This is a genomic window from Mesorhizobium sp. P2_E9, assembly GCF_056403815.1.
Window position 1 is genome coordinate 18,803 of record NZ_JBFUET010000026.1, and the last position, 14,006, is coordinate 32,808.

Sequence of the window (14,006 nt, forward strand, 5' to 3'; positions counted from 1 at the left end):
GCCACCCGAAACTTGCCTTCTTGCCGCGCATACCCAGATAGACTCGGGTTTCGTGCCCAGGAGATGCCGATGGCTGGCGAGAAAGTGCATCTGACCGGGGCAAAGGAAACCTTGCTGATGACGCTCTACGGCAAGGCGCTGGAGAGCCGGCTGCCGCATTCGCTGCTTGGGGATCACTTCGCCGACGAGGCGGTGCGCAAGATCGACTATGATTTTGCGAGGCTCAAAGTCGACGAGAATCTCGGCATTGGCCTGGCGATCCGAGCCAAGACACTGGACGTTCGTGTTGAGGATTTTCTGGCCAGAAATCCCGGCGCCATCGTCCTGCATCTGGGTTGCGGGCTCGATACGCGCATCTTCCGTGTCGATCCGCCACCAGGCGTGGACTGGTTCGACGTCGACTATCCCGAGGTCATCGACCTCAGGCGCAAACTCTACCCGTCCCGCGACCATTACCACCTCATTGCTTCGTCGGTGACCGAGCCCGGCTGGCTGGCCGAAGTGCCCCGCAACCGCCCGGCCATCGTGGTGGCGGAGGGGCTGACGCCTTATCTGCCTGCCGACGAAGGGCTACGCCTGGTTTCGCGGCTTGTCGCGCATCTTGCCGGCGGCGAGCTGATGTTCGACGCCTACAGCCGTTTCGGCCTGACGCTGCTTCGCCTCAATCCGACCATCAAGGCGACGGGCGCCGCGGTTCACTGGGCGATCGACGATCCGCATGAGTTGGAACTGGCGATCCCGAAGCTGCGCTTCGTCGAGGATATTTCCGCCTACAAGCCGGAACATGCCGCTCGCATGGGCTGGTCGGCCAAACTGTTCGTCCGGCTGTGGAAACACATTCCGGCGCTGCGAAAGGTCGGCAGGCTTTTGCGGTATCGTTTCTGGGGCATTTTGTTTGCCGCAATTCCCTAGGGAAAGCGCTAAGCGCTTTTCCCGGGAAAACCGCTTCACACTTTTCCTGGAATTGCTTTCAACGCGCCTTGGCGGTCGCCAAGGCGCGCGAGAAGGCGGTGGCAAAGCTCTCGCGGGATTCAGGATCGAGAAAGCCGCCGATCGGCACGTTCTGGCCTTGTCCTTCCACCGTCATTTTGGTGATGCCGATCTCGGCGTGACGGGCGACCGAAAATCGCGTCCAGAACGGGTTGAAGCGATGCGCTTCCGATTTCCCCGAAGGGGTCGTCTTGCGGATGTCGAGGCTGGTGCGGGAGACCGAAACTTCCTCGCGGGCGCGGGCGGCGCGATAGTTGGCGCGGAAGGCGATGTAGACGGCGATCACGTCGAGGCCGAAGAAGCCGAACACCGGCCAGGCGCCACGCGACAGGAAAAACCCACCGGTCACCAGCCAGCCAAACAGCAGCGCGCCCATCAGGACCAGGAAGCCCGTCCTGCCCAGCGACCGGTGTGGGGTCAGCAATGCGTGAAAGAAGGGTTCGTCAGCCTGAAACGAGGCGTTTGTGTCGCTCATGACAGGATATTATAGGAGGGAAATGGCGAGCCCCAAGTCCAAAGATTCTTCCAAGCCCGAAAAAGAGCTGCCGCCCGGACGGCGCGATGGTTCGAATGCCAAGCCGCGCCCCCGGCCGGTGCGGCGGACTTCGCGCTACAGTCGGGCCGAAGTGCACGAGATTTTCCGGCGCTTTTCGGTGCAGCGGCCGGAGCCGAAGGGCGAGCTCGAACATGTCAACGCCTTCACGCTGCTGGTGGCGGTGGTGCTTTCGGCGCAAGCGACCGACGCCGGCGTCAACAAGGCGACGCGGGCGCTGTTCAAGGTCGCCGATACGCCGCAGAAGATGTTGGCGCTGGGTGAGGCCAAGGTCGGTGATTACATCAGGACCATCGGACTGTGGCGCAACAAGGCCAAGAACGTGGTCGCACTATCCGAGGCGCTGATGCGCGACCATGGCGGCGAGGTGCCCGACGACCGCGATGAACTGGTCAAGCTGCCGGGGGTCGGGCGCAAGACCGCCAATGTCGTGCTCAACATGGCTTTCGGCCAGCAAACGATGGCGGTCGACACACATATTTTCCGCATCGGTAACCGGCTTGGCCTGGCGCCCGGCAAGACGCCTGAACAGGTCGAGCAGGGGCTGCTGAGGATCATCCCGGACGAATATATGCGCCACGCGCATCACTGGCTGATCCTGCATGGCCGCTATGTCTGCAAGGCGCGCAAGCCGGATTGCCCGGCCTGCGTCATCGCCGACATCTGCAAGGCGGAGGAGAAGACGACCAGCGTTCCAGCGCCCCTGGTGGAGATTGCGGGGCGCTAGAGACGTCCGCCGCTGACGGTCAATAGCCGTAACCGCGCGCCATCGCCGCCGCGAAGACCGGGATCAGCAGGAAGACGAAGGCCTCGGCGCGGATATAGGTCTTCACCGAGGCCAGTTCGCTCGCGGGTACAGTGAAGGAGGGATTGGCGCTTGCCTGCCGGTTCCAGGAAATGAAGCGCACCGTCGGGATGATCGACAGTAGGCCGACAACGCCGAATGCCGCCATCTTGGCCCAGAACACCCAGTTGTAGACGTAGAACTCCCAGCCTTTGAGGCCCCAGACGACACGGCCAATGCCGACGATGATGATCAGCGTGGCGATGATGCCGTAGTGACGGTCGATGCCGGCGAGCCGCTTGAGTGTCATGGCGGGCAGGTCGCCACGGATCAGCACGAATTCGGCGCCGATGATCCCTGCCAGGGAAAACACCAGCAGATGATGGACAATGGCAAGCACAAGGTCGGTCGTGTCCATGTTTTTCCCTTGGGTTTGAGCACCAGCCGCGTCCGAAAAAGGCGCGTCGCGAGGTGCTGAATCAGCCTGCCGGGAAGATAACATCGCCGAACGGATTTCTCACTGCAGAACATTGCACATTGCGGTTCTGGATGATGGCGCATCTTCTGCTGGCCCTTGCACCGCGGGGGCGATTTGCTAAGCGCGGACACCATCAGCGAGGCAAGTCCCATGAACAACCGCCAAGTGACCGTTGCCCCCGTCATCGAGACGCAGCGAACTATCCTGCGGGCGCACCGGATGGAGGATTTCGACGCCTACGCCACGATGTGGGCCGACCCGGTCGTCACCCGCTTCATCGGTGGCAAGCCGCGCACGCGCGAGGAAAGCTGGATGCGCTTCCTGCGTCATGCCGGCCTGTGGTCGCTGCTCAGCTACGGCTTCTGGGCGATTGAGGAGAAGGCAACGGGCCGCTTCGTCGGAGAGGCCGGTTTTCACGACCTCAAGCGCGACATGGAACCGTCGATCGAAGGCATTCCCGAAGCCGGATGGGCGCTGGCTCCGGCCGTGCACGGTGCCGGCCTTGCCACCGAGATCGTCAGCCGCGTGCACGTCTGGGGCGACGAGACCTTCGGACGTACCAAAACCGTCTGCATCATCGATCCCGAAAATACGGCTTCACAGAATGTCGCCAGAAAGTGCGGCTACAGCGAGGTGACGCGGACCCTCTATCACGATGCCCCGACCATCCTGCTGGAGCGGCGGCCCTGAACGGCGTCATCGACTGGACATACCCGCTCTGTTAGCATCGATCATCAAATGAGGGGGATGATCGATGCATGCATTCAAGACGACAGTCATGAGGTTTTTCTGGGCGGGGCTCGTGCTTGCGCTGACATTGCGGCTCGCGGCGGCCGACGCAACGGTGCCGACCGCCGATATCAAGGGGGCCGCCGACAATCAGCTGGCCAAGCGCTACGAAGGCTCGTTCATCGTCTCCTATGTGAAATTGGCCTTCACCGATTTCAGTGTGCCGCTATCGCCGCTGAAGCCGAGCGCTGACCCGGACGCGCGTGATGCGATGAACAACCGCGTCTTCGCACCCGACAAGAAGGCCGAGGTCGAGGGTGCCTTGACCCGCATCGCCTATGTGCTGCCGGCCGAGCGCTCGCCGCTTGAAGTTCTGCGCAACTATCAGGATGTGATCAAGGCAGCCGGTGGCGAAGTCCTGTTCGAGTGCAAGAAGGAGGAGTGCGGCGGCGCTGCCGACCGTTCGTCGAGCGGCGGTGGCGGCGACATGAGCCTGACGATGTATTCTTTCCACGAGAGCGATCTCAAGGACGCGGCATTCTCCAATGGCGCTTGCGCGCTGGCCACCGGCATCAACGACCAGCGCTATTTCTCCGCCAAGGTGCCGCAGGACGGCGGCGATGCCTATGTCACGGTGCAGACCTATTCGCTGACCGACGATCTCTATTGCAAGGCGCTCAACGGCCGCACCGTCGCCGTCGTCCAGGTGCTGGAACCGAAGGCGCGCGACAAGAAGATGGTGGTCGTGGAGGCCGCCAAGATGGCGGATTCGCTCTCCGCCACCGGCAGCATTTCGCTTTACGGCATCTTCTTCGACACCGACAAGGCCGACATCAAGCCGGAGTCTGAGCCGACACTGAAGGAGATTTCGACACTGCTGGCCAACGAGCCGAAGATGGCTGTGATCGTCGTCGGCCACACCGACAATCAAGGCGCCTTCGATTACAATCTCGACCTGTCGTCGCGGCGGGCGCAAGCGGTCAAGGCGGCGCTGGTGGGGAAATACGGCATCGATGGTTCGCGGCTGACGGCAGCCGGCGCCGGCATGATGGCGCCCGTCGCCAGCAATGACGACGAGGCGGGCCGCGCCAAGAACCGCCGCGTGGTTCTGGTCAAGCTGAACTAGCGGGTCTCGCCGACAAGGGCATAGTTCTAGCCAGCCTTGCGGCGCAGCTTGCGCGCAAGGTCGGTCCAGGGATCGGCGGCATCGCCCGCGGCCGGCGTGACGTTCGGGCCAAGCAGCACCGTCGAAGCATCGAAGGGCTGCGGCATGGCGATCCCATAGCCCTGGGCGTAGTCGACGCCGATCGTCTTCAGGGCGGCGATGATGCCGTCGCTTTCGACGAACTCGGCGATGGTGCGCTTGCCCATGACCTTGCCGATGTGGTGGATCATCTCGACCATGGCGCGGTCGATGCGATCCTCCACCATGTCCTTGACGAAGCTGCCGTCGATCTTGAGGTAGTCGACCGGCAGGTGCTTGAGATAGGCGAAGGATGACATGCCGGAGCCGAAATCGTCGAGTGCGAAACGGCAGCCAAGCCCGCGCAGATCGGCAATGAAGCGCATGGCATTGGTGAGATTGGCGATGGCGCTGGTTTCGGTGATCTCCAGGCAGATCATGGCCGGCGAAATGCCATGGATGAGGAACTGCTCGCGCAGGAAGCCTAGAAAGGTCTCGTCGCCGAAAGTCGCGCCGGAAAGATTGATGGCGCATGTCGTGATCGGCGGCGTGCGCGGATCGGCTTGCCGTGCGGCCAGGACGCGGAAGGTGCTGCGCACTACCCAGCGGTCGATCGACGGCATCAGGCCGTAACGCTCGGCCGCGGGAATGAAGCTCTGCGGGGTGACGAAGCCGCCGTCTTCGTCGGTCAGCCGCAACAGGATTTCGATATGCGCTCCCGCCTCGGCGGCGGCGTCGTTGAGCGGCCAGATTTCCTGGGCATGAAGCCTGAAGCGGTTTTGCTCCAATGCGGCGTGCAGGCGCTGCACCCAGGCCATCTCGCCGAAACGCTCGCGCAAGGCCATGTCGCCGTCGCTGTGGATCTGGACGCGGTTGCGGCCCTTTTCCTTGGCCATGTAGCAGGCGACATCGGCGGCCCGCAGCGCTTCCTCGATCGTCACTTGCGCATCGGCGATCTGCACCATGCCAACACTGACGCTGGTGTTGAAAGGCCTGCTATCCCAGGCGAAATGCAGGTCCTGCACGGCCGCGCGCAGCCGTTCGGCGATGTCGGCCGCCTTGCCGGCTTCACAATCGATCAGCAGCACGCCGAATTCGTCGCCGCCCAATCGTGCCAGCACATCGCCGGGCCGCAATTCGCGGGTCAGCAGCGCGGAGATCTGGCGCAGCAGCTGGTCGCCCGCGGCATGGCCGCAGGTATCGTTGACCAGTTTGAACTGGTCGAGATCGAGATACATCAAGGCGTGTTGCCGGGGCTGGCCCTGCAATTCGACGATCGTCCTTTCCAGCCGGCTTTCGAAATCGCGCCGGTTGGCGAGCCCGGTCAATGCGTCATGCGACGCCTGCCATGAAAGCCGCTCGATATAGTCCTCTTCGCGCGTCATGTCGTGGAAGGCGAGCACCGCGCCGACGACCTCGCCGGAAACGAGCAGCGGCGCGCCGGTCAGCGCGACGGGAACAACAGAGCCGTCCGGCCGCTGCAGCAATTGCGGACGGGCGCTGGAACGGCGCGGCTCGCCAGCCAGCAGGCATTCAATCAGTCGGGGTTCTTCAACGCTGGTGTCTTTGTCCACCAGCCGGAACAACGAAGCGATCGGTTTGCCCTTGGCGCCGCTGAACGGGCAGGCCAACAATTTCTCGGCGACCGGGTTCATATAGTCCAGCCGTCCGTCAGCCCCGGTGCTGATCACGGCCTGGCCGATCGAAGCCAGCGTGATCTGGGCGCGCTCGCGCTCGGTATTGAGCGCCAGCTGGAAGGCTTGCCGCTGCGCCAGGAGCTTGCGGGTGCGCCACACGGCAAGCAGGATCAACAAGGCCGCGGTGACGAGATTGGCAAAGGTGAGCAGCACGCGGATGAAGCGCGATCCCTCGCCGAGACTGTCCGAGAAGGCCTTGGAAAGAGGGCTGATCTGACGATCCAGCTGATGGATATCCGTCTTCCAGGCGTTGATCTCAGCCGGTGACGCCTTCCCCTTGCTCAATGTCGCGTGCATCGCGTCGCCGAGCTGCTGGATGGCGAGGATCATCGTGTCGGCGGCGGTCCAGTGGCGGATGGCTGTGTCGAGATAGATGAAGCTGCGGAAATTCTGGAACAGCCAGATCATTCCGGCAACGTCGTCCGGATGGTTTCTGCCCTGCAGAAAGCCGGCGCGCGCCGCTTCAGTGTCGGGCTCGGGCTGCTCAAGTGCCAGGCGGGCCGAGCGGTCGGCCAGAGGAACGGCGATCGCTGCACGATACTCGCTGAAGAACTCCTCCTTGCCGGTGTCGGCATAAAGGCTGAGGAAATAGATGGCGTGCTTTTGCCCCTTCGACCATTGGCTCTCGCCGCCGACATAGGCGCGAACCGCCGACAGGGTGTAGAGACTGAGGCTGGCGACCAGCGCCTGGATGAGGACGACGGCAATGAACGGCCAGACCAACCCGAGAAGACGGGGGCTCGCGTTCCTCGATGACAGCTTCATCGAACTTCCATGGACTTGCCATGATCCTGTCAGCGCGTCCATCCGACTGTTTCATCCGTCGGTTCAGGACGCTGTTCTTCCCTCATGTCACTCAGACGGCGACAACAATCCGGTTATCACGGGCGGGCTTAACAGCGAATAAATAATTCCTTTTTTACAAAACCGATTCTTGTTACGAGAGAGTCGAATATTACGCTACGTCAAGCAATTGCTTCAAGTTTGATCAATTTGTATTTGAAACTTATCGAGCCTTCCGGGCCGCAAACTCGGGAGCTAGGATAGAGCCTCCGCCGCGAGACTGGCTTGCTCCAGCAAGGAGGCGTCTTCGCCGAAGGCACGCGTGGCGCGAGCCGCCGCCTCGAGCAGCGGACGTTTCATGCGCTGAAGGAAGGCAGCGTCGACGCGCGAGCTCGGGCCAGCCAGCGTCAAGGCGCCAAGCAGCACGCGTCCCGGCCCGAATACCGGCGCCGAGACGCCTGCCGTGTCGGGGTCGCGGTCACCGACGGCGAGGCAATTGCAGGTCCTGCGGATGGTCTCGTAGGGTTCGCCCGGCTGGCCGGAAAACGCGGCAAGCACGCGTCCGCCGGAGCCGACCAGAAAAGGCAATACGTCGCCCTCGCGTATCGTGTAGCGGATCGGATGCTTGGATTCGACACGATATAGGCAGGTGCGGACGTCACCCGAACGAACATAGAAGGCAACACTCTCCCAACTGTGCTCGGAGAGGTCGCGCATGATCGGCAACAGGATATCGACCGCCACGACCGAGCGCTGATAGAGCGCGCCGAGCCGAAAGGCGGCAGGCCCGACCCGGTAGCGTCCATCGTCCAGGCGCTCAAGCAGCTGCCCGCGCAGCAGCGAATTCGCCAGCCGCAGGATCGTGCTCTTGTAGAGGCCGGTACGCACCGCGATTTCGGCCAGGCTGAGCGAGCGTTCGTCGGTGGTGAAGGCATCGAGGATGGCGTCATCCGGCTGCGCGGCTATGAGATCCAGCACCTGATCGGCCGCGTCAGTTTCCCGGCGATGATCTGGCTGATGCTGCGCGGTGAATTGCCCAGCGAGGACCAGGCGGCACTGCTTGGCATTGCGCTGGGGGCGGCCGTCGACCACGGACCACAGGCGCCGTCGATCGCCATTGCCCGCATGGCCGCCACCTGTGGCGTCGGCATCAACAGCGCCATGGCATCGGCCATCAACGTGCTCGGTGACGTGCATGGCGGCGCCGGCGAACAGGCACTGTCCCTCTATGGCGATATCGCCGTGGTGATCGATGGTGGGGCGGCGCTGAATGAGGCGGTCTCGGCACGGCTCGACCGGTTCTTCGCCGAGGAAAAGTGTTATGTGCCGGGGCTCGGCCACCGCTTCCACCCGGTCGATCCGCGCGCGCCACGGCTGTTGGAATTGACCCGCGAATTTGCTGCGCGCAGTATCGTCAATGGACGGTTCGCCGATATCGCCGAAGCGATCGAGGCGGATGTCGCACGGCGCAAGGGCAAGAAGATCCCGCTCAACATCGATGGCGCCACGGCGGTCATCTATGGCGAGCTCGGCTTTCCACCGCCGCTGACGCGCGGCCTCTTCGTGCTGTCGCGCTCCGTCGGCATTCTGGCGCATGCCTGGGAGCAGTCGCAGCAGAGCGAGCGCAACAAGGGACCGCTGCCGCGCGAATGGCTGTGGGCCTATACCGGCACACCGGCGCGCCCTTTTCCCGAAGACGGCGGTACGAGCGGCTGAGGACGGCCTCAGCCAGCTTTGATTGGCGCAGGTCCTGGAATGGTCAAGGTCCCCACCAGCGTCGAGAGGTCCGGCTCGTCGATCAGCATCGCCGCGTCGGCCGGCGCCAGCCAAGCCCGCTGCCGCCGCTTGGCTTCCTGCCAGTTGGCGAGTTCCTCGGTGACCTCAAGCAGATAGACGATGACGTCGACACGAATGAAGTTGTTGGCCAGCCGTTTCCAATAGGAATAGGTGCCCGCCGGTTGCTTCAAAGTCTTGCCGAGCACGCCGGCTTCTTCCATCGCCTCGATGGTGGCGGCCTTGCGGCCGCTCTTGCCTTTCATCGGCCATCCCTTGGGGACGATGAAGCGCTGCGTCGTCCGCGAGGTGACCAGCATTACCTCGATGTCGCCATGCGCATTCCGCCGAAAGGGGATCGCCGCGACCTGGCGGATCCGCTCGCCTTTCTTGGCCTTGCGCACGGCCTTTTTCTTGGTGACTGCCATTCGTAACAATCCAGTCGGTGCAGTGCCCCATAGCGTGATGTGGCGCCTTTGCAAAACCCAAACTGCCGCAGGGGCACTCGAACGCCCCTACCATGTAAGTCGGCTAATTAAAAGAGCAGCCCGCCCGTCAGCGACAGGTGCTCACAGCGGTGTTGCCGATTATCTGCGTCTGGCAGCTCGGCCTGACCTGCGGCACCACCGGCGGCGGCTGCTGGACGATCACGCGGTCCTGGGCACGATATTGCTGTTGCTGCTGCTGAAATTGCTGCCGCTGCACCCGGTTCTGCAAGGTCTGCAGATCGTTCTGCTGGATCAACGCGTTACTTTTGGCATAGGGATTGAGCACCTGCGCCGAAGCGGGCAGCGCAAAGCCGGCCACAACCGCTGCGGCCAGCACCACCGATGCAAGACCCATCCATGGTCGCCGCGCTGACATTCGCTCATTCCTGCGAAAAACCCTGTTCATCGCCACTATATAGGGTGTTCGTCCGGCGATGCCATGGCCGCACATCGGTCGCCTTGAAATCGATCACGCCTTCGCCCTGGCCACCCGCTTCGCGGCGGCGGAGAATCTGCCGGCAACCCAGCATTGCACTTGACGGAAGCGATCGATTCGCCGCTCTATCGGGTCGGCGCCGGCCTCGAGCTGAATGGCGTCAATGGCGTCGGCATGTCCGTCAGGTATAACGGCGCCTTCGGGGAAACGGTCAAACAGAATGCAGTCAGCGCGTCTTTCAAGGTCAGTTTCTAGGCTGGCTCAAGACGGAGCCGGGCGGGAGAGGTCTTGATGAGGAAATACGCGTATTTCGCAGCGATGTTGGGTGTGGCCTGCATTGTCGGGCTGCCGGCCACGGCTGCGCAGACCAAGGGCGACAAGGTGGCGGCGACGCCCGCGCCCGCCGCCGATGCGCCGCAACTGCCCGGGGGTGCATCGGCTCTGTCCGAAACCCATGGCGACTGGACGGTCAATTGCCAGATATCGGGCACGAACAAGGTCTGCAGCCTGTCGCATCAGCAATTCAACAAGCAAAGCAACCAGCGGCTGCTGGCGATCGAGCTGTCGAGCAAGACCGGCGACGACGCGACCGGAACCCTTGCCCTGCCGTTTGGCCTGGCGCTGGCCAAGGGCGTTACCCTGACCATCGACGACCAGAAGCTCGACGGCCGCCTGGCGTTCAACACCTGCCAGGTGGTCGGCTGCCTGGTGCCGGTGGCTTTCGATGCCAATGTCACGCCGCTGCTCAAGAACGGCACCACGCTGAAGATCGATGCCTTCGCCGCCGACACCGGGCAAGCGGTGAGCTTTTCCATTCCGCTCAACGGTTTTGGCGGCGCGCTTGCCCGCACAGCGGAGCTTTTGTCCAACTGACAGCTGAGATTCATCGGCAGCAGCAGGGTGTTGGCGGAAGGGTTTTCCCGCCAACACGTCAAACGACGATCGTTTTCAGCCGCTCGGCAATCAGGGCGGCGAGCCGTGCCGCCACCTCGTCCTTGGTCATTTCGGGCCATTCCTCGACGCCGGCCTTCGATACGATCCGCACCCGGTTGCGATCACCGCCCATCACGCCTGAAGGGCCGATGCCGCTCTCGTGCGAGACATCGTTGGCGACGATCAGATCGGCGCCTTTCTTCCTGAGCTTGGCCTCGGCGTTGCGCAAAAGATCCTGCGTCTCGGCGGCGAAACCGATGACCAGGCTGGGCCGCTGGCTGTGATGGCCGACGCCGGCAAGGATGTCGGGATTCTCGACCATGCGCAGCACCGGCGGGCCTTCACCCGCTACCTTCTTGATCTTCTCACCGGCCGAATTCTCGCTGCGCCAATCGGCGACGGCGGCGACGAACACTGCCGCGTCCGCCGGCAGAAGCTGTTCCACCGCATCGCGCATTTCCTGCGCGCGCTCGACATGGATGGTCTTCACACCGGCCGGGTCGGCAATGCTTACGGGGCCGGAGACGAGGCGCACATCGGCGCCAAGTCTTGCCAAGGCCGCGGCGATGGCGTGTCCCTGTTTGCCGGAGGAGCGGTTGGCGATGTAGCGCACCGGGTCGATCGGTTCGTGTGTGGGGCCGGAGGTGACGATGATCCTGCGCCCCGCCAGTGGCTTTGGGCCGGCATCGAGCAGCGCCTCGATCGCGGCGACGATCTCCAGCGGCTCGGCCATGCGGCCTTCGCCAGCCTCATTGCTCTCGGCCATCTCGCCCCTGGCCGGACCGATGAAGGCAATGCCATCCTTGCCCAATGTCGCGCGATTGCGGCGGGTGGCCGGATGCGCCCACATTCTGGGGTTCATCGCCGGCGCCATCAAAACCTGCTTGTCGGTGGCGATGAGCACGGTCGAGGGAAGATCATTGGCATGGCCGTTGGCAAGCTTGGCCATCAGATCGGCGGTGGCGGGTGCCACCACCAGAAGGTCGGCCTCGCGCGACAGCCTGATGTGGCCGACGTCATGCTCGTCATTGCGGTCGAACAATTCGGTGAAGACATGATCGGCCGAGAGTGCGCCGACAGACAGCGTGGTGACGAATTCCTGTGCCGCTGATGTCATCACCACGCGCACCGCCGCACCGCGCTCGCGCAGCCGGCGGATCAGGTCGAGCGCCTTGTAGGCGGCGATGCCGCCGCCGATGATGAGCAGGACGCGCTTGCCTGAGAGGCTGCCCCGCGGAAGGATCTTGCCTGCGGGGACCGCAACAGGAGTCGCTGTACCGTGCGCAGTGGTCAACTCGCGGAGGGTCTTTTCGATCTGGTCGATACGGCCGGGTCCGATCTGACCGGCGACAGCGGCCCGGATCATCACCCGTGCCTGCTCTTCCATCGAGCGGTCGTTTTCCGCCGCCAACCGGCGCAGCAGCTCCTTGACCTCATCGTCGAGATTGCGGATCGTGATGCTGGCCATGTGATTGCACTCTGCTCATTCTGCGTGATAGCAATGATAGCAATGCAATCAAATTGTCGCAAGTTGACGAGCCAGATTCCGCTGTGGCCGGGCGTTAGATGATCTTCCAGGCGATATAAATCAGCGTCAGCGCGATCACCCATAGTGCCATGCGGCCTGAGCGGCTGTAGCGCGCCTCGGCCTTGCCGATGGCACGCGCCGTGGTCTCGTCGAAGCGCAGCCCGTGCTCGGCCATCAGGTCGATTTCGCGCGACAGCCGGTCGGTGCGCGCCGCAAGCTCGGGCACCTGGCGGGCCAGAGTCAGCAGCGCCTTGGCGCCATCCCGCGCATCGATCATCATGCCACGCGGGCCAAGGTTGCCGGCGATCCAGCCGCCGACCACCGGCTCGGCCGTCTTCCACATGTTGAAGGCGGGATCGAGCGTGCGCGCCACGCCCTCGACCACCACCATGGTCTTTTGCAGCAGGATCAATTCCGGCCTTGTCGCCATGTCGAAGAGTTCGGTCACTTCGAACAGCAGGGTCAGCAGCTTGGCCATGGAAATGGTCTCGGCTGGCTGGCCATGGATCGGCTCGCCGATGGCGCGGATCGCTTGCGCGAAGGCCGCGACATTGTGCTGGCGCGGCACGTAGCCGGCCTCGAAATGCACTTCGGCGACGCGCAGATAGTCACGTGTGATGAAGCCATAGAGGATTTCGGCGAGGAAGCGGCGCTCTTTCTTGCCGAGCCTGCCGGCAATGCCGAGATCGACGGCAACGATGGTGCCGTTGGCCTCGACGAACAAATTGCCGGGATGCATGTCGGCGTGGAAGAAGCCGTCGCGCAAAGTATGGCGCAGGAACGACTGGATGAGATTGGCGGCGATCGCCTTGAGGTCATGGCCGGCGGCTTCAAGGCCCGCGATGTTGTTCATCTTGACGCCGTCGACCCATTCCATGGTCAACACGTCACGGCCGGTGCGTTCCCAGTCGACGTAAGGTACGCGAAAGCCTGGATCATCCCTGGTGTTCTCGCCAAGTTCCGAGAGTGCCGCCGCCTCGAGGCGCAGGTCCATCTCGATCTTGGTGGTCTGCGCCAGCGTCTCGGTCACCTCGACAGGCCGCAGTCGGCGCGACGACGGGATGTATTTCTCCTGCAAGCGGGCGGCGAGGAAATAGCTTTCGAGATCATGGAAGAAGCGGCGGCGCACGCCGGGCCGGATCACCTTCACCGCGACCTTGGTGGCAACGCCGTCATGGACGGTTTCGGCGGCGTGCACCTGGGCGATCGAGGCTGCGGCGACTGGGTCGCCGAACTCGGCGTAGAGATCGCCCACCTTGCGCCCAAGCGAGGCTTCGATGGCGGCGACCGCCTCGGCCTTCGGGAAGGTGTGCATCTTGTCCTGCAGCATGGCGAGATCGAGCGCCATGTCGTTGCCGACGACGTCGGGCCTTGTCGCCAGGAACTGGCCGAGCTTGACATAGGACGGACCGAGCCGGACCACCGCCTTGGCCAGCCGGTCACTGCGTTCGTAGGCGAGCGCGCGGCGGCGCGTGAGAAGCCGCGCCAGCCGCCAGCCGAATTTCGGCAGGCCGGACAGTTCCTCGCCCGGCAGGGCGGCGATGACGCCCTCGCGCACCAGCACCCAGCCGGCCCGTGCGAGCCTGAAACCAGCGCCGATGCTGCTCATGGCTGCACCCAGGCCGGGCCTTGCGGCCGGCATGAGCTATAT

General features: G+C 63.5%; 15 protein-coding genes. 7 read left to right on the forward strand and 8 right to left on the reverse strand.

Annotated features, from left to right (window positions below; genetic code table 11):
- Positions 1–69: 69 nt before the first annotated feature.
- Entirely contained in the window at positions 70–912 is an 843-nt protein-coding gene (locus AC1D05_RS32980; protein ID WP_477446781.1) for a class I SAM-dependent methyltransferase, read from the forward strand.
- 58 nt (positions 913–970) lie between these two features.
- Here the strand turns inward: AC1D05_RS32980 and AC1D05_RS32985 are convergent, their stop codons facing one another.
- A complete protein-coding gene (locus tag AC1D05_RS32985) occupies positions 971–1,465 on the reverse strand; it encodes a DUF2244 domain-containing protein (RefSeq protein WP_477446783.1) in 495 nt (164 codons plus the stop codon).
- Positions 1,466–1,487: 22 nt separating this feature from the next.
- Between AC1D05_RS32985 and nth the strand changes: the two genes are divergently transcribed.
- Complete coding sequence (gene nth / locus AC1D05_RS32990) at positions 1,488–2,270, forward strand: endonuclease III (protein ID WP_477446785.1); 783 nt, start codon at positions 1,488–1,490, stop codon at positions 2,268–2,270.
- A gap of 19 nt (positions 2,271–2,289) precedes the next feature.
- Here the strand turns inward: nth and AC1D05_RS32995 are convergent, their stop codons facing one another.
- On the reverse strand, positions 2,290–2,745 hold the full coding sequence (locus AC1D05_RS32995; RefSeq protein ID WP_477446787.1) for a DUF2214 family protein: 456 nt from the start codon (positions 2,743–2,745) through the stop codon (positions 2,290–2,292).
- Between the two features lie 210 nt (positions 2,746–2,955).
- On the opposite strand from AC1D05_RS32995, the gene AC1D05_RS33000 reads away from it, so the two are divergent.
- The gene (locus AC1D05_RS33000; protein WP_477446789.1) at positions 2,956–3,495 is read left to right on the forward strand and encodes a GNAT family N-acetyltransferase; all 540 of its coding nucleotides are present in this window, start codon (positions 2,956–2,958) and stop codon (positions 3,493–3,495) included.
- A gap of 88 nt (positions 3,496–3,583) precedes the next feature.
- Positions 3,584–4,660 (forward strand): OmpA family protein, encoded by a 1,077-nt coding sequence (locus AC1D05_RS33005; RefSeq protein WP_477446791.1) that lies wholly within the window; start codon positions 3,584–3,586, stop codon positions 4,658–4,660.
- A gap of 26 nt (positions 4,661–4,686) precedes the next feature.
- Here AC1D05_RS33005 and AC1D05_RS33010 read toward each other — a convergent pair whose 3' ends face one another.
- Positions 4,687–7,179, reverse strand: coding sequence for an EAL domain-containing protein (locus AC1D05_RS33010; RefSeq protein ID WP_477446793.1), 2,493 nt, complete (start codon positions 7,177–7,179; stop codon positions 4,687–4,689).
- 273 nt (positions 7,180–7,452) lie between these two features.
- Positions 7,453–8,175 carry an IclR family transcriptional regulator gene (locus AC1D05_RS33015; protein WP_477446795.1) on the reverse strand — a complete coding sequence of 241 codons (723 nt, stop codon included), beginning with the start codon at positions 8,173–8,175 and terminating at the stop codon, positions 7,453–7,455.
- Between AC1D05_RS33015 and AC1D05_RS33020 the strand changes: the two genes are divergently transcribed.
- Positions 8,131–8,913 (forward strand): citryl-CoA lyase, encoded by a 783-nt coding sequence (locus tag AC1D05_RS33020; RefSeq protein WP_477446878.1) that lies wholly within the window; start codon positions 8,131–8,133, stop codon positions 8,911–8,913. The genes AC1D05_RS33015 and AC1D05_RS33020 overlap by 45 nt on opposite strands.
- 8 nt (positions 8,914–8,921) lie before the next feature.
- Here AC1D05_RS33020 and AC1D05_RS33025 read toward each other — a convergent pair whose 3' ends face one another.
- Positions 8,922–9,398, reverse strand: a complete 477-nt coding sequence (locus AC1D05_RS33025) for an NUDIX hydrolase (RefSeq protein WP_477446797.1) — start codon at positions 9,396–9,398, stop codon at positions 8,922–8,924.
- 127 nt (positions 9,399–9,525) lie between these two features.
- Entirely contained in the window at positions 9,526–9,834 is a 309-nt protein-coding gene (locus tag AC1D05_RS33030) for a hypothetical protein (RefSeq protein WP_477446799.1), read from the reverse strand.
- Positions 9,835–9,993: 159 nt separating this feature from the next.
- Here AC1D05_RS33030 and AC1D05_RS33035 point away from each other — a divergent pair, with 159 nt between their 5' ends.
- The gene (locus tag AC1D05_RS33035) at positions 9,994–10,149 is read left to right on the forward strand and encodes a hypothetical protein (RefSeq protein ID WP_475457414.1); all 156 of its coding nucleotides are present in this window, start codon (positions 9,994–9,996) and stop codon (positions 10,147–10,149) included.
- Between the two features lie 36 nt (positions 10,150–10,185).
- Positions 10,186–10,767, forward strand: a complete 582-nt coding sequence (locus AC1D05_RS33040) for an invasion associated locus B family protein (RefSeq protein ID WP_477446801.1) — start codon at positions 10,186–10,188, stop codon at positions 10,765–10,767.
- A 58-nt stretch (positions 10,768–10,825) separates the two neighbouring features.
- Here AC1D05_RS33040 and coaBC read toward each other — a convergent pair whose 3' ends face one another.
- Positions 10,826–12,295: a bifunctional phosphopantothenoylcysteine decarboxylase/phosphopantothenate--cysteine ligase CoaBC gene (gene coaBC / locus AC1D05_RS33045; RefSeq protein WP_477446803.1), complete on the reverse strand. Its 1,470-nt coding sequence runs from the start codon at positions 12,293–12,295 to the stop codon at positions 10,826–10,828.
- 94 nt (positions 12,296–12,389) lie between these two features.
- Positions 12,390–13,964 carry a 2-polyprenylphenol 6-hydroxylase gene (ubiB, locus tag AC1D05_RS33050; RefSeq protein ID WP_477446805.1) on the reverse strand — a complete coding sequence of 525 codons (1,575 nt, stop codon included), beginning with the start codon at positions 13,962–13,964 and terminating at the stop codon, positions 12,390–12,392.
- Positions 13,965–14,006 lie beyond the last annotated feature (42 nt).

Coding starts and splice junctions, on each gene's coding strand:
- AC1D05_RS32995 (WP_477446787.1), bottom strand. CDS start 2,745: ATGGACACGACCGACCTTGTGCTTGCCATTGTCCATCATCTGCTGGTG.
- AC1D05_RS33010 (WP_477446793.1), bottom strand. CDS start 7,179: ATGAAGCTGTCATCGAGGAACGCGAGCCCCCGTCTTCTCGGGTTGGTC.
- AC1D05_RS33005 (WP_477446791.1), top strand. CDS start 3,584: ATGAGGTTTTTCTGGGCGGGGCTCGTGCTTGCGCTGACATTGCGGCTC.
- ubiB (WP_477446805.1), bottom strand. CDS start 13,964: ATGAGCAGCATCGGCGCTGGTTTCAGGCTCGCACGGGCCGGCTGGGTG.
- nth (WP_477446785.1), top strand. CDS start 1,488: ATGGCGAGCCCCAAGTCCAAAGATTCTTCCAAGCCCGAAAAAGAGCTG.
- AC1D05_RS33040 (WP_477446801.1), top strand. CDS start 10,186: ATGAGGAAATACGCGTATTTCGCAGCGATGTTGGGTGTGGCCTGCATT.
- AC1D05_RS32980 (WP_477446781.1), top strand. CDS start 70: ATGGCTGGCGAGAAAGTGCATCTGACCGGGGCAAAGGAAACCTTGCTG.
- AC1D05_RS33025 (WP_477446797.1), bottom strand. CDS start 9,398: ATGGCAGTCACCAAGAAAAAGGCCGTGCGCAAGGCCAAGAAAGGCGAG.
- AC1D05_RS33000 (WP_477446789.1), top strand. CDS start 2,956: ATGAACAACCGCCAAGTGACCGTTGCCCCCGTCATCGAGACGCAGCGA.
- coaBC (WP_477446803.1), bottom strand. CDS start 12,295: ATGGCCAGCATCACGATCCGCAATCTCGACGATGAGGTCAAGGAGCTG.
- AC1D05_RS32985 (WP_477446783.1), bottom strand. CDS start 1,465: ATGAGCGACACAAACGCCTCGTTTCAGGCTGACGAACCCTTCTTTCAC.
- AC1D05_RS33030 (WP_477446799.1), bottom strand. CDS start 9,834: ATGTCAGCGCGGCGACCATGGATGGGTCTTGCATCGGTGGTGCTGGCC.